Here is a 20,792-nt window from a genome sequence, read left to right on the forward strand (position 1 = left end):
GGCGTCAGTCTGTCACAGCGCGCGGCCCGCGCGACCAGGGCGAGCTGAGCCGGCCGACGGCGCGTTCGAGGGGGCCCCGGCCGACGAAGCGCTGCCAGAGCACGGCGTACGTCAGCGTGGCCACGACCGCCACCGCGAGCTGCCAGAGGGGCAGCCCGTACGACCCGCCCTCGGTGCGGTACGCGAAGAAGAGCGGCGCCGTGAGCAGCAGGTGCGCGGAGTAGACCGTGAGCGGCTGGGCCCCCGTGGCCGACAGGGGTCGGAGCGCCGTGGCCACGCCACGGCCCCAGGCCCGGTCGGGGCTGGTGAGCAGCAGCAGCAGCCCGACGACCGCGATCGCGACGCCGCCGCTGCCGACGATCTCGGCGGGCATGCCCTCGTGGTCGGCGGGGTCGAACGCCGGCACCGCGGCTGCCCCGGGCAGGTACCGCACGGTGTAGCCGACGAACGCCGCGACCGTGCCGGCCCCGAGCATGACGAGCTGCGTGCCGCGGCGCCGGAGGTCGCTCCGGGCGGCGACGAGGCCGACGAGCAGGAAGGGCAGCCAGACGAGGGCGGGGTAGGCCCCGACGAGCAGGGCGTCGGTGGCCACGCCCGCGGCCCCGGGGAGGCTGGAGTCGCCGTAGGCGTCCTGGGGCACGAGCGTCGCGAGGGCGGGCGCGCCGACCGCCACGACCGCGGCGATCACGAGCAGCACCCCGGGCGGGGCGAAGAGCACGACGAGCAGGAGGAGGAACATCACGCCGTAGTAGGGGAGGATCACCAGCACGTAGCCGTTCCAGGCCTGCAGCAGCAGCCCGAGGGCGATGAGGACGCCGGCCCGGATCGCGATCGACCCGACGACGCGGGCCCGTCGGCCCCGGGGCGTGGGCGCGGCGCCGCCCGACATCAGCCCGAGCGACACGCCCGCCAGCGTGGCGAAGAGGATGGCCGAGCGACCGTCGAAGAGCCGTTCGTCGAGGTCGACGCGCGGCCACATGTGGGCCGCGAACATGCCGAGCACGGCGAGCCCGCGGGCGACGTCGACGCCGACCACGCGGGAGCGCCCGGCTCCCCGGGCGGCACGGGGCCCCGTGCCGTCCGAGCGGGGCTCGACGACGGGCGGGGAGGGCCAGGGGGAGCCGGGCGCGGTGGTCACTGGGTCGTGCTCACTTGTCGAGGGCGCCGAGCTTCAGGGCGGCGAGGCGCGCCTCCACCTCGGTCTGCTGGTCGAGGTCGTCGAGGCTCTCGAACTGGGCGTCCAGGCTCGAGGCGGCGAGCTCCTGCTGGCCCAGCACCCGCGCCTCCTCGCGACGGATCTTGTCCTCGAAGCGGCTGATCTCGCTGGTGGGGTCGAGCACGTCGATGCTGCCGATCGCGTCGGCGACCTTCGACTGGGCGGCGGCGGTGCGCGAGCGCGCGACGAGCTCGTTGCGCTTCGAGTTCAGCTGCTCGAGCTTCGCCCGCATCGAGGTCAGGCCGGCCTTGAGCTTGTCGACGACCTCGGTCTGCGAGGCGATCGTGGGCTCGGCGTCGCGCGCCTCCTTCTCGGAGGCGATCTGGCGGCCGAGGGCCACCTTGGCCAGGGCGTCGAACTTGTCGGCGTCCGCCGTCGACCCCGAGCTGCGCAGCTGGTCGGCCTTCGTGCTGGCGGCGACGGCCTTGCGCTCCCAGTCGGCGGCCGCGGCGACGTCCTCGGCGTGGTCCTGCTCGAGCAGGCGCAGGTCGCCGATGGTCTGCGCGACGGCGGCCTCGGCCTCGCGGATGCTCTCGGTGAAGTCGCGCACCATCTGGTCGAGCATCTTCTGCGGGTCCTCGGCCTGGTCGAGGAGGGCGTTGATGTTGGCGCGGGTCAGCTGGGCGATGCGCCCGAAGATCGACTGCTTCGTCATGGGGTGGTCCTTCCGGTGGGGGTCGTGGGGGTGGGTGGGTCTGGTGCCGGCCGGGGCCGGGGGGAGTCGCGGGTCGGCGGGTGCGGGAGGCGCGCGCCGGTCAGAACCGGCCGCCCCCGGAGCTGCGGCCTCCGCCGCCGCCGCCGCCGAAGCCGCCGCCGCCTCCTCCGCTGCCGAAGCCGCCCCCGCCGCCGAAGCCGCCGCCCCCGCCGTTGAGGAGGCCGCCGATGACGAGGCCCGTGACGATGCCGCCGAGGTCGGCGCCGCCCCGGCCCCGACCGCCGTAGCCGCCGCCGAGGCCGACCTGCTGGTACTGCTGCACCTCGGCCGCGGCCTCGCTGGCGGCCGCCGCGGCGAGCTGCGCCGCGTCGTGCGCCTCCACCAGGGCCGCGTCGCGGTCGCGCACCGCGAGGGAGACCGCCGCGGCGAGGTGCCGCTCGGCCTCGGAGAGGCGGGTGCGCGGGCGGGTGCCGATGCCGCCGCGCCGGGTCTGGATGAAGTCGCGGGCGGAGCTGATCTGGTCGCGGGCCGTGCGCAGCGCCTGGTCGAGGGCCGCCTGCGCCCGGCGGTCCTTCTCGCCCTGCTCGCGCACCGCCGCCAAGACGGCGTCGATGCGGGCGTTCGCGGCCCCCAGGTCGGCGAGCACCGCCAGGGGATCGTCGGTGGTCGTGCCGGTGAGGGCGACGGCGGCGCGCGCGGCGGCCACGGAGCCGGCGACGTCCACGCCGTCCGGGGCGCTCCCCGGGGGCAGCGCCTCGGCCGTCGCGACGTCGGCCCGCAGGTCGGCGGCGAGGGCGGCGATCGTCGTGGCGGCGGTGCGCAGCTGTTCGCCGGCGTGGTCGACGGAGGAGAGCAGCTGGTCGACCTGCCCGAACGCCTGGCGGACGGCGCGGACACCGGCGACGGCCTCGCCGGGACGGGAGGCCGCGAGGTCCTCCCGCGCCGCGTCGGTCGTCTCCCGGGCGAACTCGACGAGCCGGTCGGCCTGGTCGGCGTTCTCGGCGACGCCGGCGACCGCGCGGGGCGAGTACGCGGTCGCGAGACGGGCGAGCACCTCGCGGGCCTTGGCGACCCGGGCGACGCGCGACTCCAGCTCGGCGGACAGGGCGGCCACGTCGGCAGGCACCCGCTCCTCGGCGGCACGGCGCTCGTCGAAGGCCCGCGACTGCTCCTCCAGGGCGGCGTCGGCGGCTCGGCAGAGCTCGACGATGCGCTCGGTCCACTCGCGTCGCTGCTCGGCGGAGTCGGGCACGGCGTCGTCGAGCCTCTGCTGCAGCTCGAAGGCCTCGCGGGCCTGGTCACGGGCCCTGTGGAGGGCCTCGACGAAGGGCCGGGCGGCGTCGTCGCCGAACTGGGCCGCGGCGAACCCGACCTCCTGCTGGCCGGCGGTGATCTCGTCGTCGAGGGTCACGAGCATGCCGGCGGCCTCCCGCTCGAGCTCGGCCTGGCGGGCCGCCGCGGCGTCCTCCGCCTTCCGGCGACGACGGGTGCGCAGCACCACCACCGCGACGCCCACGACGATCGCGAGGACGACGACCACGAGCACGACGCCGAGCAGCCACGACATGTCGGGGCCCGCCTGGTCGTCACGGATGCCGTCCGCGAGGGCGACCGCCGCGCCCGCCCAGTCGTCGTCGCGGAGGCGGGGCTCGACGACGTCGGCCTGCAGCCGCTCGCGCTCGGCGTCGGAGACCGGGCCGGTGGAGTCGGTGGAGAGGTCGTAGACCCGGTCGCCCACCGCGACCGAGAGGAGGACGTCGTCGGGGCCGAGCTGGTTCAGCGAGGCCGTGGCGCTGCCCCACGCGGCGCGGTCGGCGGGGGAGGAGAAGGAGTCGACGTAGACGACGAAGAGGTCGACGCCGGAGTCGGCGGAGAGGGCGTCGAGGCTCTCCTCGACCCGCTGCTCGTCGGCGGCCGACAGCACGTCGGCCTGGTCGAGCACGTACGCCCCCGACAGCGAGACGGGCGGCTCGGCGTGGGCCCGGTCGGCACCGACGCCGACCACGGCCGACCCCAGAACCACGGCGGCCGCGGCCAGAACGGCCCCGACACCTGCCCCCCGACGGCTTCGTTCACTGACGCGCACACTGCTCCCCTCGGTCGTTCCGCGGAGTCTATCGACGCCGGGTCGGCGGGGGCCCGGCCGTCCCCGGATCGAGCGGTCGACGGCGACGGACTACTCGACGAAGAGGAGCGCGACGGAGGCGACGGCGCAGGCGGCGCCGACGCCGACCAGCACACGCCCCACCGCGCGCAGGGCCCGGCCGTCGTCGTGCGGCGCGTCGGTGCGCGGCCGGGACGGGCGGTCGGGGTCGTAGTGCACGGTGATCTCGGTCTCGACCGGGGTCTCGAGGGGGTGGTCGCCGAACTGGGTCTCGTGCAGCTCGCCGGAGGAGTCCATCCACCGGGCGACGGCGGCGCGGGCCCAGGCCGGCGGCGGGATGACGACGGCGACCGTCTCCTCGTAGCGGGCGGCGCGGTGCCGGGCGTGTGCGCCCAGGAGGAGGAAGGGCACGCCGACGACGAAGCCGAACCAGCCGAAGAGCTCCACGACGGGGGAGATCACGGTGAGGGCGTCGGACACCCTGCGATGCTACCGGCGGCCGGCCGGGCGGCGGCGCAGCCCGTCGCAGCACGTCCGGGCCAGCGGGGCCACGCCCCTAGACTCGCCGCGTGAGCCGCCCCCTCGACCGCGTCCCGTCACCGCTCCTGGCCGTCGCGGCCATCGTCTCCGTCCAGTTCGGCGCGGCCCTCGCCCGCACGCACTTCGAGGCGCTCGGCCCGACGGGCGCCGCCGCCCTGCGCCTCGCCCTCGGCGCGCTCATCCTCGTGGTCGTCTTCCGCCCCCGCGTGCGTCGCTGGTCGCGGCGCACCTGGCTCGGCGTCGTGCTGCTCGGGCTCGCCCTCGCCGGCATGAACTCGCTCATCTACCTCGCCATCGACGTCGTGCCCCTCGGCGTCGCGGTGACCCTGGAGTTCCTCGGGCCGCTGGCCGTCGCGCTCGCCCAGACCCGGCGCTGGCTCGACGCCGCCTGGGCGCTGCTCGCCCTCGTCGGCGTGGTCGTGCTCGGACTCGACTCGTCGGGCGCGACGCCCCTGGTCGGCGTGCTGCTCGCCCTCGGCGCCGGGGCCTTCTGGGCCGGCTACATCGTGGCGAACGCGAACCTCGGCCGCTCCGACGACGCGATGGGCGGGCTGGCCGTCTCGATGGTCGTCGCGGCCGCCGTGGTGGTGCCCGTGGGCGCGGCCGACGCGACGCGGGCCGTCGTGGCCGACCCGCGACTCCTCGCGGTCTTCCTGCTCGTGGCGCTGCTGACCTCGGCGCTGCCGTACTCGTTGGAGGTGGTCGCGCTGCGACGCCTGCCCACGAGGGTGTTCGGCGTGCTGTCGAGCCTCGGCCCGGCCGTCGCCGCGCTCGCCGGGCTCGTGGTGCTGCGCCAGGCCCTCGGCGCCCGCGAGCTCGTGGCGCTGGCCCTCGTCACCGCCGCCAGCGTCGGGGTGACGGCGACGGCGGGGCGGGGGAGGCCCTCCCGCGACGTGGTGGAGGCGCCGCCCGTCTGAGGTCGTGGCGGTGAGGTCGTGGCGGTGAGGGCATGGCCGCGCCGGGTGCGCTCGTGTCCCCCGCGGAGCGGACCCTGCCTCCGCTCAGCCCTCGCACTCACAGGTAAGCGGCAGGTGGACGGCAGCCGTCTCGCCGGTGTTGTACCCCGAGCGCGGGGTACGCTCGGCAGACGAGCCCCCGTCGGCGGGGTTCCTGAGGCCGGGAGGACATCATGGGAGCTGTTCTGGAACGCACGTCACGGGCCGAGGTGATCGACCTCGGAGACGGTTTCCACCGCGTCTCCACGCCCACCGCGGGCGTCATCGGGTTCGTCCACGAGTCCTCGGGCCGCTTCGAGGTCCTGCGGGGCCGGAGCCGCCAGGCGACCCGTCAGGAGGGTGCGTACCGCACCCTCGACGTCGCCGTCATCGCGCTGACGTACAGCTGATCGACGAAAGGTGAGCTCCGCGGGGGAGGCCCCGACGTGGCCGTGATCGGGTACCGGCGCGACTCCGACGACGAGGTCGGCAGCCACCAGCGCGACGCGCTGGCCGGTGCGGCGTGCGAACGCGTCTACGTCGACCAGGCCACCGGCCCCCGGGCTCGTCGCCCTGAGCTGCAGAAGGCGTTGTCCTCCCTCCGGGAGGGCGACGTCTTCGTCGTCTCACGCCTCGACCGGCTCGGCGGCACCCTGGCCGAGGTGGTCGCGCTGATCGCCTCGCTCGACGACCGAGGCGTGGCCTTCCGCTCGATCGACGACGACATCGACGAGCTCGGCGCCTGGGGCCGGTTCTTCTTCCGCGCCGCGGGGGCGCTCGCGTCGTACGAGTCGACCATCGCCGACGAGCCGGCCAGGGCCGCGGAGCGGAGACGTCAGGAGGCGCACTACAAGCGCCGGGGCGCACCCGCCCTCAGCCGACGGCGGCTCCAGATCGCCCGCGACATGCTCCGCGACGAGGCGAGCCTGGTCGACGTCGCCCGTCACCTCGACGTGCCGCTCCGCACGCTCCGGGAGGGCCTCGCGGAGGCGGACCGGTCTCAGGACGACCCCCGGGCGCCGGCCCGCCGGGACCCGATCCGCTGACCCGAGCCGCTGTCCCGTCGGCCACCGACCTGACCGTCCCTTGACACGGAGGGGCCACCGGGTCCAGCCTCCACGGCATGAGCCTCTTCATCACCTGCCCGGTCGAGGACGTCGAGCGCTCGACGGCGTTCTACACCGCCCTCGGCTGGGCTCCGAGGCCGGAGATGTCCGGCCCCGGTGCAGCGTGCTTCGTGGTCACCGGCGACCAGCACGTCATGCTCGTCAGCCGCGAGCAGTACACGGCAGTCGGTGCGACGGAGGAGCTGGTCGGGGCACCCGGCGCGCCCTCGCCGGTGACGGTCTCGTTCGACCTCGAGAGCCGCGAGGCCGTCGACGACCTCGTCACGCGCGCCGACGCCGCGGGCGGGCGCGTCAGAGACACCGACGAGTACCCGTTCATGTACCAGCGGCAGTTCGACGACCCCGACGGCTACCACTGGTCGCCGTTCTGGATGACGACGGACGCGGACGTCCCCACGGCGTCCTGAGGCGGTGTGGGACGGGGCGACGGCCCGTCGTCGACACCGATCCACAGAAAGCGTGGTGCTCGGCGTCTTCGCGAGGACTTGCTGCCGCCGAGGGATTCGGTGCCCCCAGAAGGATTCGAACCTTCGCCCCTGCCTCCGGAGGGCAGTGCTCTATCCCCTGAGCTATGGGGGCCAGGGTCGACGACAAGGCTAGCAGCCCGCAGGGTCGCCGACGGACACGGGCCGGCCCCGCCTGGGGCGCGGCCCAGCGGGCGGGTGCACTCTGGGGCGGTGACCCACGACGACGACTCCGCCCGCGCCTCCCACGCTCCCTCCTCTCCCGCCTCCGGTGGCGGCGACGGCTCGGGGCAGGGCGGCCGACGCTCGCTCCGCGACCGGGTGCGCGGCGCTCGCCGGCCCGAGATCGACGTGTCGCCCCTCGACCCTGAGCAAGCACCCCCGGAGCCGATCGCGCTCTTCCTCACCTGGCTCGACGACGCGGTGGAGGCCGGGGTCGCGCAGCCGCACGCGATGACCCTGTCGACCGCCTCGACGGCCTCGGGGCCGACGGCTCGCACCCTGCTCCTCAAGGAGGTCGACGACGCCTTCTGGTTCACCACCTCGTCGCTCAGCCCCAAGGGCCGCCAGATCGCCGACGACCCCCGCGTCGCGCTGACCCTCTCCTGGAGCGACCTCGGGCGACAGGTCCGCGTGCTCGGCGACGCCCTCCCGGGGCCGCGCGACGTCAGCGAGGACGACTTCCGGGCGCGCCACCCCGACTCGCGCGCCGTCGCGATCGCGATGCCGCAGAGCACCGAGATCCCCGGCGCCGAGCAGGCCGACGCGGCCCTCGACGAGGCCCGTCGTCGACTCGACGACGAGCCGGACCTCGTGCCCGACGACTGGACGGCGTACCGCGTGGCGCCCGTCTCGGTCGAGTTCTGGCAGGGCACGACGGGCCGTGACCAGGTGCGCCTGCGGTACGACCGCGTCGGCGACGGCTGGCGCCGCGCCTCCCTCTGGCCCTGAGCCCCGGGTCGTAACGCCGCGACACACGGGTGGCGCGAGGCGGCGACGGTGACGACCATGGGTGCATGCCGATCGAGACGCGAGCCCCCGGAGCCCGCCCCGGCGCGCGCCTGGCCGTCGTCGAGGTCACCCGCCGTCGGCCGCACGCGCCGGAGTACCACGCCTACGTGCAGACCCTGAACGAGCGCGTCGTCGCCGAGGCGCGTCGGGCGGGCTGGTCGGCCGAGCGCCTGGCCGCCGACGACCTCGGCGTCGACGCCCTCCTGGCCGCCACGCGCGACGCCGACGCGGTGGTCGTCGTCGGGGGAGAGGACCTCGCCCCGCACCACTACGGCGCCCCGGCCGGCTACCCCGGCGAGGGGCGTCACCTCGAGGTCGCCGACGCCGCACAGCTCGCCGTCGTCCGCCGCGCGGTGCGGCTCGGCACGCCCCTGCTCGGCATCTGCCGCGGCCACCAGGTGATCAACGTCGCGCTCGGCGGCACCCTCGTGCAGCACCTCGACGACGAGGCCGGCCTGCACCGCGGCACGGGCTCCGTCGAGCAGCTCATGACCGACCACGAGGTCGACCTCGTCGCCGACACGCGCCTGCGGGAGGCGCTGGTCCGGTCGAGCGCGCTGGTCAGGAGCGCCCACCACCAGGCCGTCGGCCTCCTCGGCGAGGGCCTGCGAGTCGCCGCGTGGTCGCGCGACGGCGAGGTGGAGGCGGTCGAGCACGTCACCGCGCCGGTCACCGGGGTGCAGTGGCACCCGGAGGACCGCGGCGCCGAGGCCTGGCAGCTGCCGCTCCTGCTGGGGCAGCTCGCCGCCCGCGGGGCGTCGGCGCGCCGCGCCGCCTAGCCCGCGCCGCCCTCGCCCACCGCGGCGAGGAGCTGCGTCATCACCGGCTCGGCCGACCCGGGCTCCGCGAAGGTCGTCGACTCGGCCACGACGAGGCGACCGGTGGGCAGGGCACGGGCGACGCCCGTGCCGCCGTGCAGGCTGAAGTAGCCCTCCACCCCGTAGCTCGGCACGGAGTTGCTCGAGGCGACGAGGTCGTTCGCGATCGCGGTGAGGCTGGCCTCGTCGTACGCGGCGACGCCCACCGTCACGTGGTCGCCGGCGGCGTCGACCCAGTCGCAGACCGTCCCGTCGGCCTCCGCCACCTGGTCGAGGGCGTCGTCGAGGGCGTCGGCGTCGGGGGCGTCGGCCGCGGCGAGGCCGGGCCACAGCGTGGGCAGCACGCCCGCGGCCGGGTCGAGCAGGGCGGCGCAGTCGAGGGCGAGCGGGCTGCTCACGAGCGGCGGCGGCGTGTAGCCGGGGTCGGCGGTGGGCGTGGCGCCGGACGCCGCGGGCGACGGGGCCGCCGACGTGGACGGCGACGCGGGCCCGCCGCCCGGGGCCGACGTCGTGCAGCCGGTCAGGGCTGCGGCGCCGAGGGCCAGGGCGGAGGCGGCGACGACGACGGAGGGGACGCGGGCCGGGGGTCGGGGGCGGCGGGACGACATGCCCCCATCCTCCCCGACGCCGCCCGTGGTCGGCTCGGAGGGGCGCCCCGACGGCCCGTGGCCCGGGCCGGCGGGCGCCCGGCAGCCGGTACGATCGTCTCTCGTGACCCCCGCCGAACTCTCCTCCTCCCTGCTCGCCGTCGTCCAGGGCGTCCTCGAGCGCCGAGGGGTCGGCGACGACGTCACCGTGGCCCCGGCCGACGTCGTCCTCGAGCGCCCGAAGAACCGCGACCACGGCGACTGGACGTCCAACGTCGCCATGAAGTTCGCGAAGCGCGTCGGCGTCCCGCCCCGCGACCTCGCCACCGAGCTGGCGGGCGAGCTCGCCGAGGTCGACGGCGTCGCCGACGTCGACGTCGCGGGCCCGGGCTTCATCAACGTGCGGCTCGACGCGGCCGCGGCCGGTCAGCTGGCCCGCACGATCGTCGAGCAGGGCGAGGCCTTCGGCCGCGGCGACTACTACGCCGGCGTCACCATCGACCTCGAGTTCGTGTCGGCCAACCCCACCGGCCCCATCCACCTGGGCGGCGTCCGCTGGGCGGCCGTGGGCGACAGCCTCGCCCGTGTCTTCCAGGCGCAGGGCGCCCTCGTCACCCGCGAGTACTACTTCAACGACCACGGCGGGCAGATCGACCGCTTCGCCCGCAGCCTCGTCGCCCGCTCGTTCGGCGAGCCCACCCCGGAGGACGGCTACGGCGGCGAGTACATCACCGACATCGCCGACCGGGTCGTCGCGGCGCACGACGGCGACCTCCGGGCCCTGCCGCGCGACGAGGCGCAGGAGGTGTTCCGCGCCGCGGGCGTCGACTTCATGTTCAGCGACATCAAGTCGTCGCTGCACGACTTCGGCGTCGACTTCGACGTCTTCTTCCACGAGAACTCGCTGCACGAGTCGAAGGCCGTCGAGCGCGCCGTCGCGCGCCTCACCGAGCTCGGGCACATCTACGAGGCCGAGGGCGCGACCTGGCTGCGCACGACGGAGTTCGGCGACGACCGCGACCGCGTCGTCATCAAGAGCGACGGCGAGGCGGCCTACATCGCCGGCGACCTCGCCTACTACCTCGACAAGCGCGAGCGGGGCTTCGAGCGCAACCTGATCATGCTGGGCGCCGACCACCACGGCTACGTCGGCCGCATGATGGCGATGTGCGCGGCCTTCGGCGACGAGCCGGGCGTCAACCTCGAGATCCTCATCGGCCAGATGGTCAACCTGCTGAAGGACGGCGAGCCCTTCCGCATGTCGAAGCGGAACGGCACCGTCGTCACGATGGAGGACCTCGTCGACGCCGTCGGCGTCGACGCCGGCCGCTACTCGCTCGTCCGCAGCCCGGTGAACAGCTCGATCGACATCGACCTCGACCTGCTGACGCGGCGCACCAACGACAACCCCGTCTTCTACGTGCAGTACGCGCACGCCCGCACCCGGTCCGTCGCGCGCAACGCCGAGGCCGCGGGGGTCACCCGTGACGCCTTCGACGCGTCGCTGCTGTCCCACCCCACCGAGAGCGCCCTCCTCGGCGTCCTCGCCGAGCTGCCCCGCGTCGTCACGCAGGCGGCCGAGCTGCGCGAGCCGCACCGGGTCGCCCGCTACATCGAGGAGCTGGCCGGCACCTACCACCGCTGGTACGACAGCTGCCGGGTGACGCCCCTGGGCGACGAGGAGGTCACCGACCTGCACCGCACGCGACTGTGGCTGAACGACGCCGCGGGCCAGGTCGTCCGCAACGGGCTGGGCCTCCTGGGCGTCTCCGCGCCCGACCGCATGTGACCTGACCGGCGCGGGGCGCGACTCCGCCCGGCGTCCCTGAGAGGATGTCGGGATGAGCGACGAGAGCGACAGCGACTTCTTCGAGGCCCGTCCGGTCGAGCGTCGCCGGCTCCGCAGCGCGGGGGCTGGCCTCTTCATCCTCGTCGGCGTGCTCGTGGGCCTGGCGGTCCTCGCCGTGATCGCCGACGTCGTCGTCCGCTCGGTCGTCGAGAGCCGCGCCGCGGCGGAGGTCCAGACGTCCACCGGCCTCGACGACGTCGAGGTCGACGTGCACGGCACCTCGGTGCTCTGGCAGATCGCTCACGGCTCGCTCGACGACGTCACGCTGACCTCCGGGGTCGAGGGCGACCCCGTCGTGGTCCGCGTCGACGTCGCCGACGTGCCCACCTCGCTCGAGGGCGACTCCGGGCCCGTCACGGGCACGATCACGGCCGACCAGGCGACGGTCGACGGCCTCGAGGCGCTCCGCCAGCAGGGCGCGTCGTTGGCGCTGGGTGACGACGCGGTCACGTACTCGCGGTCGTTCTCCGTGCCGATCATCGGCGACGTGCCCGTCGCCGTCACCGCGGTGCCCAGCCTGAGCGACGACGGACGCTCCGTCTCCTTCGCCCCGACCACCGCCTCCCTGCCCGACTCGTCGCTGCAGCTCGACCTGACGCCCTTCCTCGGCGACTTCGCGACCTCGGTCTGCCTCGCCGAGCAGCTGCCGGCGTCGGTGACGGCCACCGCCCTCGACGTGCGCGCCGGCGAGGTCACCGTCGACCTCCGCTCGCCCGGGCTGCCCCTGACGAGCTCGGCCCTGTCCGAGAAGGGCACCTGCTCGTAGCCCACGGGCGCGGCCGGCGTCACGTGGCCCGGCTCGTCGCCGCCTGTCGGTAGGCTCTCTGACGTCACGGGCGCGACCACGTCGCGCGCGCGGCGACCCCCGTCCCGCCGACCCTGGAGAGGCCCCGTGTCGAACCCCCTCGCCCCCGCCTGGCTCCGCGAGCCCGACGACCTCGCCGAGCTCGACGCCGGCGTCTGGTCGCGGACGGCCCGGCGCTCCGACGACGGCGAGATCGTGCTCGGCGGCGTGCCCGTGACCGAGCTCGCGCAGACGTACGGCACCCCCCTCTACGTGCTCGACGAGGCCGACGTCCGGGGCCGCGCCGCCCAGACCGTCGAGGCCTTCCGCCGCGAGTTCGCTCGGGTCGGGACGACCGTCAAGGTCTACTACGCCGCGAAGGCCTTCCTCTCCGCCGAGGTGGCCCGGTGGGTCTCCGAGGCCGGCATGGCCGTCGACATCTGCACGGCCGGCGAGTTCGCGGTCGCCCGGGCCGCGGGCGTGGAGCCCGCCCGGATGGGCTTCCACGGCAACAACAAGTCCGACGCCGAGCTCGACCGCACGGTCGCGGCGGGGATCGGCGCGGTCGTCATCGACAGCGCGGAGGAGGTCGACCGGGTCGCCGACGCCGCCGCGCGCCACGGCGTGGTCCAGGCCGTGCGCCTCCGGGTCAACTCCGGCGTGCACGCGAGCACCCACGAGTACCTCGCGACCGCCCGGGAGGACCAGAAGTTCGGGGTGCCGCTGAGCGAGACCGCCGCCGTCGTCGCGGCCGTGCGCGCTCGGCCGTCGCTGCGGTTCCTCGGGCTGCACTCCCACATCGGCTCGCAGATCTTCGGCTCCGACGGCTTCGCCGAGGCCGCACGACGCCTGCTCGCCGTCCACGCGGGCCTCCTCGCCGACGGCGAGGTGCCCGAGCTCAACCTGGGCGGCGGCTTCGGCATCGCCTACACGAGGGCCGACGACGCCCGCTCGATCGACGAGCTCGCGGCGGCCCTCGCCGACATCGTCCACGCCGAGTGCACCCACCGGGGCATCCCGGTGCCGGTCGTGGCCGTGGAGCCGGGCCGGACGATCGTCGGCCCCGGCGGCACCACCCTCTACGCGACGGGCACCATCAAGGACGTCACGGTCGCCGTCGACGAGGTCGACGTCGACGCCGTCGCGACCGAGTCCGACCTCGCGGCGGCCGCCGACGAGGCCGTGGCGCTCGGCCGGCCCGCGGCCAGCGCCGTCCGTCGGTACGTCAGCGTCGACGGCGGCATGAGCGACAACGCGCGGACGGCCCTCTACGCGGCCGACTACTCCGTGGCCCTCGCGGGGCGCGCCTCCTCGGCTCCTCCCGTGCTCGTGCGCGTCGCGGGCAAGCACTGCGAGAGCGGCGACGTCGTCGTCCTGGCCGACTGGCTGCCCGCCGACGTCGAGCGGGGCGACCTGCTGGCGGTGCCCGCCACGGGCGCCTACTGCCACAGCCTGTCGAGCAACTACAACCACGTCGGCCGACCGCCCGTGGTGGCGGTGCTGGACGGCACCTCGCGCGTCATCGTGCGCGGCGAGTCGGAGGCCGACCTCCTCTCGCGCGACGCGGGCCTCGACCAGCCGGCCCGCGCCTCCTCGTGACGCACGCCCCTCCCTCGTCGGCCCCGCCCGCCCCCGGTCGCCGCAGCACCCCCACAGAACGGAACACCATGATCGAATACCGCAACGTGCGGGTCGCCCTGATCGGCGCCGGCTCGGTCGGCTCGCAGGTGGCCCGGCTGCTGCTCGAGCAGGCCGACGAGCTGGCCGGCCGCGCCGGCGCGGGCATCGAGCTCGTCGGCATCGGCGTCCGCGACGTCGACGCGCCCCGCGACGTCGACCTGCCCCGCGAGCTCCTCACCACCGACGTCGAGTCGCTCATCCTCGGGGCCGACATCGTCGTCGAGCTCATGGGCGGCCTCGAGCCTGCCCGTCAGTACGTGCTCGCGGCGCTGAACTCCGGCGCCGACGTGGTGACCGGCAACAAGGCGCTGCTGGCGAGCCACGGCCCCGAGCTGTTCGAGGCGGCCGAGCAGGTGGGCGCCCAGCTCTACTACGAGGCGGCGGTGGCCGGCGCCATCCCGATCATCCGCCCGCTGCGCGACAGCCTCGCCGGTGACCGCATCGTCCGCATCATGGGGATCGTCAACGGCACGACCAACTTCATCCTCGACCGGATGGACACCGACGGCGACACCCTCGAGGCCGCCCTCGCCACGGCGACCGAGCTGGGCTACGCGGAGGCCGACCCGACCGCCGACATCGGCGGCTACGACGCCGCGCAGAAGGCCGCCATCCTCGCCAGCCTCGCGTTCCACACGACCGTGCCGCTGGTCGCGGTGCACCGCGAGGGCATCACCGAGGTGACGCACGAGCAGGTCGTCGCGGCCCGCAAGGCCGGCTACGTCGTCAAGATCCTCGCGATCTGCGAGCGGCTGCTCGACGCCGACGGCGTCGAGGGCGTCAGCGCCCGGGTCTACCCGGCCCTGGTGCCGCTCGAGCACCCCCTCGCCACGGTCCACGGCGCGAAGAACGCCGTGTTCGTCGAGGCCGAGGCGGCGGGCGACCTCATGTTCTACGGCGCGGGCGCCGGGGGAGTGGAGACGGCCTCGGCCGTGCTCGGCGACCTCGTCTCCGCCGCCCGGAGGCACGTGATCGGCGGGCCCGGGCTCGCCGAGTCCACCCACGCCGACCTCCGCGTGCTGCCCATCGGCGACGTGGTCACGCGCTACCAGGTGACGCTCGACGTGGCCGACCAGCCCGGCGTGCTCGCCGAGGTGGCCGGCGTGCTCAGCGACCACGGCGTCAGCGTGCACAGCGTCGAGCAGACGGGCGGCGTCCCGCCCCTCGCGTCACACGGCGACGTCGAGGCCCCGGCGACCGCTACCCTGATCATCGGCACGCACCGTGCCCGCGAGTCCGCCCTCGCCGCCACGGTCGAGGCCCTCCGCACCACCCCGGTCGTGAACTCCGTCACGAGCGTCCTGAGAGTCGAAGGAGCCTGATGGCCCACCAGTGGCAGGGTGTCCTGCGCGAGTACGCCGACCGTCTCGACGTCACCGAGGCGACGCCCGTCGTCACCCTCGGCGAGGGCGGCACGCCCCTCATCCCGGCGCCGGCCCTCTCGGCCCGCACCGGCGCGAAGGTCTACGTCAAGTACGAGGGCATGAACCCCACGGGCTCCTTCAAGGACCGCGGCATGACCATGGCGATCTCGAAGGCCGTCGAGCACGGTGCGAAGGCCGTCATCTGCGCCTCCACCGGCAACACCTCCGCGTCGGCCGCCGCCTACGCGGCGCACGCCGGCATCACCGCCGCCGTGCTCGTGCCCGAGGGCAAGATCGCGATGGGCAAGCTCAGCCAGGCCGTCGCGCACGACGGGCAGCTGCTGCAGATCCAGGGCAACTTCGACGACTGCCTCGACATCGCGCGCGACCTCGCCGCGAACTACCCGGTGCACCTCGTCAACTCGGTCAACAACGACCGCATCGAGGGCCAGAAGACGGCGGCCTTCGAGGTCGTCGACGTGCTGGGCGACGCCCCCGACTTCCACTTCATCCCGGTCGGCAACGCCGGCAACTACACGGCCTACACCCGTGGCTACCGCGAAGACCTCGAGGCCGGCCGTGCCACGCGCCTCCCGCGCATGTTCGGCTTCCAGGCCGCGGGCTCCGCGCCCATCGTCGCCGGCGAGGTCGTGCGGCAGCCCGAGACCATCGCCAGCGCCATCCGCATCGGCAACCCCGCGTCGTGGCAGCTGGCCCTCGAGGCCCGCGACCTCACCGACGGCTGGTTCGGGGCCATCACCGACGAGGCCATCCTCGCCGCCCAGAAGATCCTCTCGGCCGAGGTCGGCGTGTTCGTCGAGCCGGCCTCCGCGATCAGCGTCGCCGGCCTGCTCGAGCGCGCCGACGCGGGCGTCGTGCCCGCCGGGGCGACGGTCGTCCTCACGGTGACGGGCCACGGCCTGAAAGACCCTCAGTGGGCCCTCCGCAAGGCCGACGGCACCGACGTGCAGCCCACGGTGGTCGCGAGCGACACCGCGCGCGTCGCCGAGGTGCTCGGGCTCGTCCCGGCCTCTGCATGACCACCGGCCCGGCCGTGAGGTCGGTCCTCGTCAAGGTCCCGGCCACCTCGGCCAACCTGGGGCCCGGCTTCGACACCCTCGGCCTCGCGCTGTCGCACTACGACAGGCTCGTGGTCTCCGAGACCCGGGGCACCGGAGTCGCGGTGCACGTCGACGGGGTCGGCGCCGGCGAGGTGCCCACCGACGAGAGCAACCTCGTGGTGCGCTCGATCGCGGCCACCTACCGTGCCGCGGGGGTGCCGCTGCCGGGTCTCCGGCTCGAGGCGCGCAACGCGATCCCGCACGGGCGGGGCCTCGGCTCCTCCGCCGCGGCCATCGTCTCGGGCGTCATGGCGGCCAAGGGGCTCCTCGAGGGTCGCGTCGACTTCACGCCCGACCAGCTGCTCGCGGTCGCGACGGAGCTCGAGGGGCACCCCGACAACGTCGCGCCGGCCCTGTTCGGCGGCCTGACGATCGCGTGGACCACCTCGGCCGGGCCCTCGCACAAGAGGCTCCTCGTCCACCGTGGCGTCTCGCCGGTCGTGTTCGTGCCCGAGACGACGCTGTCGACCTCGCTGGCGCGCAGCCTCCAGCCGGCGTCCGTGCCCCACGAGGACGCCACGTTCAACGTGTCGCGGTCGGCCCTGCTCGTCGCGGCGCTCATCCAGAGCCCCGAGCTGCTGCTCGCGGCGACGGAGGACCGCCTGCACCAGAGCTACCGCGCGAGCGCGATGCCCGAGACGGACATGCTCATCAGGGTCCTGCGCCAGGCGGGGCTCGCGGCCGTCGTGTCGGGGGCCGGGCCCTCGTTGCTCGTGCTCGGCAGCGACCCGGCGCAGCGGCTCCTGGCGGCCCAGCTCGTGGCCGAGAACGCCCTGTCGGCGTGGCGTCCGTTGATGCTCGCCGTCGACCTGCGAGGTGCTACAGTGAACGCGCACCCGGTAGAAAACTGAGATCTCCTGGGCATCTGGCATCGTCCTCCCGGTCACCGGGCAGCACACGTGTGGGGTCCCACGTCATCCCGGCATTCCCGGTCGCACATCCCGTAGTGCACATCTAGCAGCGCTCGGTCGCTCTCTGGCGATCGCGTGCCGCACCTCCGAGAGCTTCCTGCGCATCCCGCGCAGTGCGTGCCGCGCCCTGAGCGTGCGGCCGCAGGGCCCGCCCGCACGGCAGGCCAGAGGCTGCGAGGTGTGACCAGCTCATCCTCGCGGCTCTCGCGGGGGAGCGGAAGGAACCCACCAGTGTCAGACGCAGACAACAGCGCCACCACCCAGACCCCCGCCGAACTGAGCGCCATGCGCCTCCCGCAGCTGCAGGCCCTCGCCTCGTCGCTCGGCATCAGCGGCCTCTCCAAGCTCCGCAAGGGCGACCTGGTCGCGGCCATCGCCGCCGTCCAGGCGACCGGCGACGCCTCCGTGGTCGCCCCGACCGACGACGTCGTCGTCGAGGCGCCCGTCGCCGTGCAGCCGACCCTCGACGTCACCGACGCTGCGCCGGCCGAGTCGGCCCCCGTCGCCGAGGCGCCCGCGGCCGAGGCCCCCGTCGCCGAGACCGCCGCCGCGCCCCGCACGCGCCGTCCGTCGCGCCGGGTGACCGCCGCCGCCGGCGCTCCCGAGCAGCGCACCGCCGTCGAGCACGTCAACGCCGGCGAGACCGGCGTCGCGCCGGTCTCGGACGAGGCGCCCGCCGCCGTGGCTGAGGTCGACGCGCCGGTCGCGTCGCCCGTCGCCGAGGCCGCCGCCCCGTCGTCGGTCGTCGAGGCCCCCGCCGAGGAGGCGCCCGTCGCCGCCGAGCGTCCCTCGCGCAGCCGTCGTGGCTCGCGCCGCGCCTCCGACGCCACGGTCGCCGCCGCGGCCGCCGAGGCCCCGGCCGCGGAGGTGCCGTCCGCCCAGGCCGAGGCCGTCGCGCCGCAGTCGGCCCCCGAGGCGGGCGACGCCGAGGCCGGCGCCGCCGACCAGGGCTCGAACGACCAGGGCGCCGGCGACCAGGACGGCCAGGGCCAGCAAGGCGGCGGTCGTCGCAGCCGCAACCGCAACCGCAAGAACGGCCAGAACGGTCAGCAGGGCCAGCAGGGCCAGCAGGGCCAGAACGGCCAGCAGCCGCAGAACGGCCAGCAGTCGCAGAACGGCCAGCAGGGCCAGAACGGCCAGAACGGCCAGAACGGCCAGCAGGGCCAGGCCTCCGCGCAGGAGCAGTCCGCGAAGGAGGCCGAGCAGCAGCGCGCCGCCGGCGAGAAGAACGACGCCGCGCGCGGCGAGCAGCAGTCGGGCTCGCAGGCCGGCCAGCAGTCCGACGAGGCCGGCCGTCAGGGCCGCGGCCGTCAGCGCGACCGCAAGCGCGGCCGCAGCGTCCAGAACGACGAGTTCGAGCCCGAGATCTCCGACGACGACGTCCTCATCCCCGTCGCGGGCATCCTCGACGTGCTCGAGAACTACGCCTTCGTCCGCACCACCGGGTACCTCCCCGGGGCGAGCGACGTCTACGTCTCGCTCGGCCAGGTGAAGAAGTACCATCTGCGCAAGGGCGACGCGGTCGTCGGCGCCATCCGCCAGCCCCGTGACGGCGACCAGGGCCAGGGCCGTCAGAAGTACAACGCGATCGTCAAGATCGACTCGGTCAACGGCCAGCCCGTCGAGGAGGCCGCCAAGCGCGTCGAGTTCAGCGCGCTGACGCCTCTCTACCCGCAGGAGCGCCTGCGCCTCGAGACCGAGCCCCAGAAGCTGTCGACGCGCATCATCGACCTCGTCTCGCCGATCGGCAAGGGCCAGCGCGGCCTCATCGTCTCGCCCCCCAAGGCCGGCAAGACGCTCGTGCTCCAGGCCATCGCGAACGCCATCGCGGTGAACAACCCCGAGGCCCACCTCATGGTCGTGCTCGTGGACGAGCGCCCCGAGGAGGTCACCGACATGCAGCGCACGGTCAAGGGCGAGGTCATCGCCTCGACCTTCGACCGCCCCGCCGAGGACCACACCACGGTCGCCGAGCTCGCCATCGAGCGTGCGAAGCGCCTGGTCGAGCTGGGCCACGACGTGGTCGTGCTGCTCGACTCGATCACCCGTCTGGGCCGCGCCTACAACCTGTCCGCCCCCGCCTCGGGCCGCGTGCTCTCCGGCGGAGTCGACTCGTCGGCGCTGTACCCGCCGAAGCGCTTCTTCGGCGCGGCGCGCAACATCGAGAACGGCGGCTCGCTGACCATCCTCGCGACCGCCCTGGTCGAGACCGGCTCGAAGATGGACGAGGTGATCTTCGAGGAGTTCAAGGGCACCGGCAACATGGAGCTCCGCCTGTCGCGTCACCTCGCCGACAAGCGCATCTTCCCGGCCGTCGACGTCAACGCCTCGGGCACCCGTCGCGAAGAGATGCTGCTCAGCCCGGAGGAGGTCAAGATCACCTGGCGCCTCCGTCGCGCCCTGGCCGGCCTCGACCCGCAGAAGGCCCTCGAGATCGTCCTCGGCAACCTCCGCGAGACCAGCTCGAACGTCGAGTTCCTGGTGCAGGTCCAGAAGTCGGTGCCCGCGAACGGCCACGACTCCTCCCACAAGGAGCACTGACGGTGTTCGAGTCGGTGTCGGTGCTGCTGGCGGAGCACGACGACCTGCAGACGCAGCTCAGCGACCCTGCCGTGCACGCCGACGCGGCTCGGGCGAAGAAGATCAACCGCCGCTACGCCGAGCTCAGCCGCATCGTGGCTGCCCACTCGGCGTGGCAGCAGGTGCAGGACGACCTCGAGGCGGCGCGCGAGCTCGCGAAGGAGGACGACGCCTTCGCGGCGGAGGTCCCCGCCCTCGAGCAGGGCCTCGACGAGGCCCAGGAGAAGCTCCGGCGACTCCTCATCCCGCGCGACCCCGACGACGGCCGCGACGTGATCATGGAGATCAAGGGCGGTGAAGGAGGCGCGGAGAGCGCCCTGTTCGCCGCCGACCTCCTGCGCATGTACCTGCACTACGCGGAGTCGAAGGGCTGGAAGAGCGAGATGATCGCCAGCGACGACTCCGACCTCGGCGGCTACAAGAACGTCCAGGTCGCGATCAAGTCGAACGCCAGCGACCCCGCGCAGGGCGTCTGGGCGCACCTCAAGTACGAGGGCGGCGTGCACCGCGTGCAGCGCGTGCCGGCGACCGAGTCGCAGGGGCGCATCCACACGTCGACGACGGGCGTTCTCGTCTTCCCCGAGGTCGACGAGCCGGAGGAGGTCGACATCAACCAGAACGACCTCAAGATCGACGTCTACCGCTCGAGCGGCCCCGGCGGCCAGTCGGTCAACACGACCGACTCCGCCGTGCGCATCACCCACCTGCCCACGGGCATCGTGGTCGCGATGCAGAACGAGAAGAGCCAGCTGCAGAACCGCGAGGCCGGCATGCGCGTGCTCCGCGCCCGCATCCTGGCTCGCCAGCAGGAGGAGCAGGCGGCCATCGCCTCCGACGCCCGGAAGAGCCAGATCCGCGGCATGGACCGCTCGGAGCGCATCCGGACGTACAACTTCCCGGAGAACCGCATCGCCGACCACCGCACCGGCTACAAGGCGTACAACCTCGACGCCGTGATGGACGGCGCGCTCGAGCCCGTCGTCGAGTCGTGCATCCAGGCCGACGAAGAGGCCCGGCTCGCCGAGATCGGCGACACCGCGTCGTGA

At 74.5% G+C, this 20,792-nt stretch carries 19 protein-coding genes and 1 tRNA gene; 14 read left to right on the forward strand and 6 right to left on the reverse strand.

All coding sequences use genetic code 11. The features are described from left to right. Positions 1-4 precede the first annotated feature (4 nt). From F1C15_RS15325 to F1C15_RS15340, 4 genes are all read right to left on the reverse strand, one after another. Positions 5-1,138 carry an acyltransferase gene (locus tag F1C15_RS15325; protein ID WP_185232219.1) on the reverse strand — a complete coding sequence of 378 codons (1,134 nt, stop codon included), beginning with the start codon at positions 1,136-1,138 and terminating at the stop codon, positions 5-7. Between the two features lie 10 nt (positions 1,139-1,148). Continuing rightward, positions 1,149-1,871 (reverse strand): PspA/IM30 family protein, encoded by a 723-nt coding sequence (locus F1C15_RS15330; protein ID WP_056053889.1) that lies wholly within the window; start codon positions 1,869-1,871, stop codon positions 1,149-1,151. Positions 1,872-1,971: 100 nt separating this feature from the next. Further along, complete coding sequence (locus tag F1C15_RS15335; RefSeq protein ID WP_185232221.1) at positions 1,972-3,894, reverse strand: YgcG family protein; 1,923 nt, start codon at positions 3,892-3,894, stop codon at positions 1,972-1,974. A 153-nt stretch (positions 3,895-4,047) separates the two neighbouring features. After that, complete coding sequence (locus tag F1C15_RS15340; RefSeq protein ID WP_185232223.1) at positions 4,048-4,455, reverse strand: hypothetical protein; 408 nt, start codon at positions 4,453-4,455, stop codon at positions 4,048-4,050. 89 nt (positions 4,456-4,544) lie between these two features. On the opposite strand from F1C15_RS15340, the gene F1C15_RS15345 reads away from it, so the two are divergent. From F1C15_RS15345 to F1C15_RS15360, 4 genes are all read left to right on the forward strand, one after another. Then, positions 4,545-5,432 carry a DMT family transporter gene (locus tag F1C15_RS15345; RefSeq protein ID WP_200931966.1) on the forward strand — a complete coding sequence of 296 codons (888 nt, stop codon included), beginning with the start codon at positions 4,545-4,547 and terminating at the stop codon, positions 5,430-5,432. A gap of 212 nt (positions 5,433-5,644) precedes the next feature. Then, positions 5,645-5,860 carry a hypothetical protein gene (locus F1C15_RS15350; protein ID WP_185232225.1) on the forward strand — a complete coding sequence of 72 codons (216 nt, stop codon included), beginning with the start codon at positions 5,645-5,647 and terminating at the stop codon, positions 5,858-5,860. Positions 5,861-5,896: 36 nt separating this feature from the next. After that, positions 5,897-6,496: a recombinase family protein gene (locus tag F1C15_RS15355; RefSeq protein WP_185232227.1), complete on the forward strand. Its 600-nt coding sequence runs from the start codon at positions 5,897-5,899 to the stop codon at positions 6,494-6,496. A gap of 77 nt (positions 6,497-6,573) precedes the next feature. Beyond that, positions 6,574-6,984 (forward strand): VOC family protein, encoded by a 411-nt coding sequence (locus tag F1C15_RS15360; protein WP_185232229.1) that lies wholly within the window; start codon positions 6,574-6,576, stop codon positions 6,982-6,984. Positions 6,985-7,084: 100 nt separating this feature from the next. On the opposite strand, the gene F1C15_RS15365 is transcribed toward F1C15_RS15360, so the two are convergent. Then, positions 7,085-7,156, reverse strand: a tRNA-Arg gene (locus tag F1C15_RS15365). 98 nt (positions 7,157-7,254) lie between these two features. Here F1C15_RS15365 and F1C15_RS15370 point away from each other — a divergent pair. After that, positions 7,255-7,992, forward strand: a complete 738-nt coding sequence (locus F1C15_RS15370; RefSeq protein WP_185232232.1) for a pyridoxal 5'-phosphate synthase — start codon at positions 7,255-7,257, stop codon at positions 7,990-7,992. A 65-nt stretch (positions 7,993-8,057) separates the two neighbouring features. Further along, positions 8,058-8,831 carry a gamma-glutamyl-gamma-aminobutyrate hydrolase family protein gene (locus F1C15_RS15375; protein ID WP_185232234.1) on the forward strand — a complete coding sequence of 258 codons (774 nt, stop codon included), beginning with the start codon at positions 8,058-8,060 and terminating at the stop codon, positions 8,829-8,831. Here the strand turns inward: F1C15_RS15375 and F1C15_RS15380 are convergent. Further along, on the reverse strand, positions 8,828-9,478 hold the full coding sequence (locus F1C15_RS15380; RefSeq protein WP_185232236.1) for a hypothetical protein: 651 nt from the start codon (positions 9,476-9,478) through the stop codon (positions 8,828-8,830). The two genes, F1C15_RS15375 and F1C15_RS15380, sit on opposite strands and share 4 nt — an antisense overlap. Before the next feature lie 103 nt (positions 9,479-9,581). On the opposite strand from F1C15_RS15380, the gene argS reads away from it, so the two are divergent. The 8 genes from argS to prfA all read left to right on the forward strand — a co-directional run bounded on the left by argS (position 9,582) and on the right by prfA (position 20,792). Further along, a complete protein-coding gene (gene argS, locus F1C15_RS15385; RefSeq protein WP_056053916.1) occupies positions 9,582-11,246 on the forward strand; it encodes an arginine--tRNA ligase in 1,665 nt (554 codons plus the stop codon). A gap of 52 nt (positions 11,247-11,298) precedes the next feature. Next, positions 11,299-12,072: an LmeA family phospholipid-binding protein gene (locus F1C15_RS15390; RefSeq protein WP_185232238.1), complete on the forward strand. Its 774-nt coding sequence runs from the start codon at positions 11,299-11,301 to the stop codon at positions 12,070-12,072. A 126-nt stretch (positions 12,073-12,198) separates the two neighbouring features. Next, a complete protein-coding gene (locus F1C15_RS15395) occupies positions 12,199-13,689 on the forward strand; it encodes an alanine racemase (RefSeq protein ID WP_185232240.1) in 1,491 nt (496 codons plus the stop codon). A 68-nt stretch (positions 13,690-13,757) separates the two neighbouring features. After that, positions 13,758-15,092 (forward strand): homoserine dehydrogenase, encoded by a 1,335-nt coding sequence (locus F1C15_RS15400; protein WP_056053924.1) that lies wholly within the window; start codon positions 13,758-13,760, stop codon positions 15,090-15,092. Continuing rightward, positions 15,092-16,174 (forward strand): threonine synthase, encoded by a 1,083-nt coding sequence (thrC, locus tag F1C15_RS15405; RefSeq protein WP_056053927.1) that lies wholly within the window; start codon positions 15,092-15,094, stop codon positions 16,172-16,174. Before F1C15_RS15400 ends, thrC begins: the two co-directional genes overlap by 1 nt. Next, positions 16,171-17,106 carry a homoserine kinase gene (thrB, locus tag F1C15_RS15410; RefSeq protein WP_185232242.1) on the forward strand — a complete coding sequence of 312 codons (936 nt, stop codon included), beginning with the start codon at positions 16,171-16,173 and terminating at the stop codon, positions 17,104-17,106. The genes thrC and thrB overlap by 4 nt, the downstream gene beginning before the upstream one ends. Positions 17,107-17,451: 345 nt before the next feature. Then, positions 17,452-19,707 (forward strand): transcription termination factor Rho, encoded by a 2,256-nt coding sequence (gene rho, locus F1C15_RS15415; RefSeq protein ID WP_219731613.1) that lies wholly within the window; start codon positions 17,452-17,454, stop codon positions 19,705-19,707. 2 nt (positions 19,708-19,709) lie between these two features. Beyond that, a complete protein-coding gene (gene prfA, locus F1C15_RS15420; protein WP_056053933.1) occupies positions 19,710-20,792 on the forward strand; it encodes a peptide chain release factor 1 in 1,083 nt (360 codons plus the stop codon).

The organism is Frigoribacterium sp. NBH87 (assembly GCF_014217665.1).
Lineage (GTDB): Bacteria > Actinomycetota > Actinomycetes > Actinomycetales > Microbacteriaceae > Frigoribacterium > Frigoribacterium endophyticum.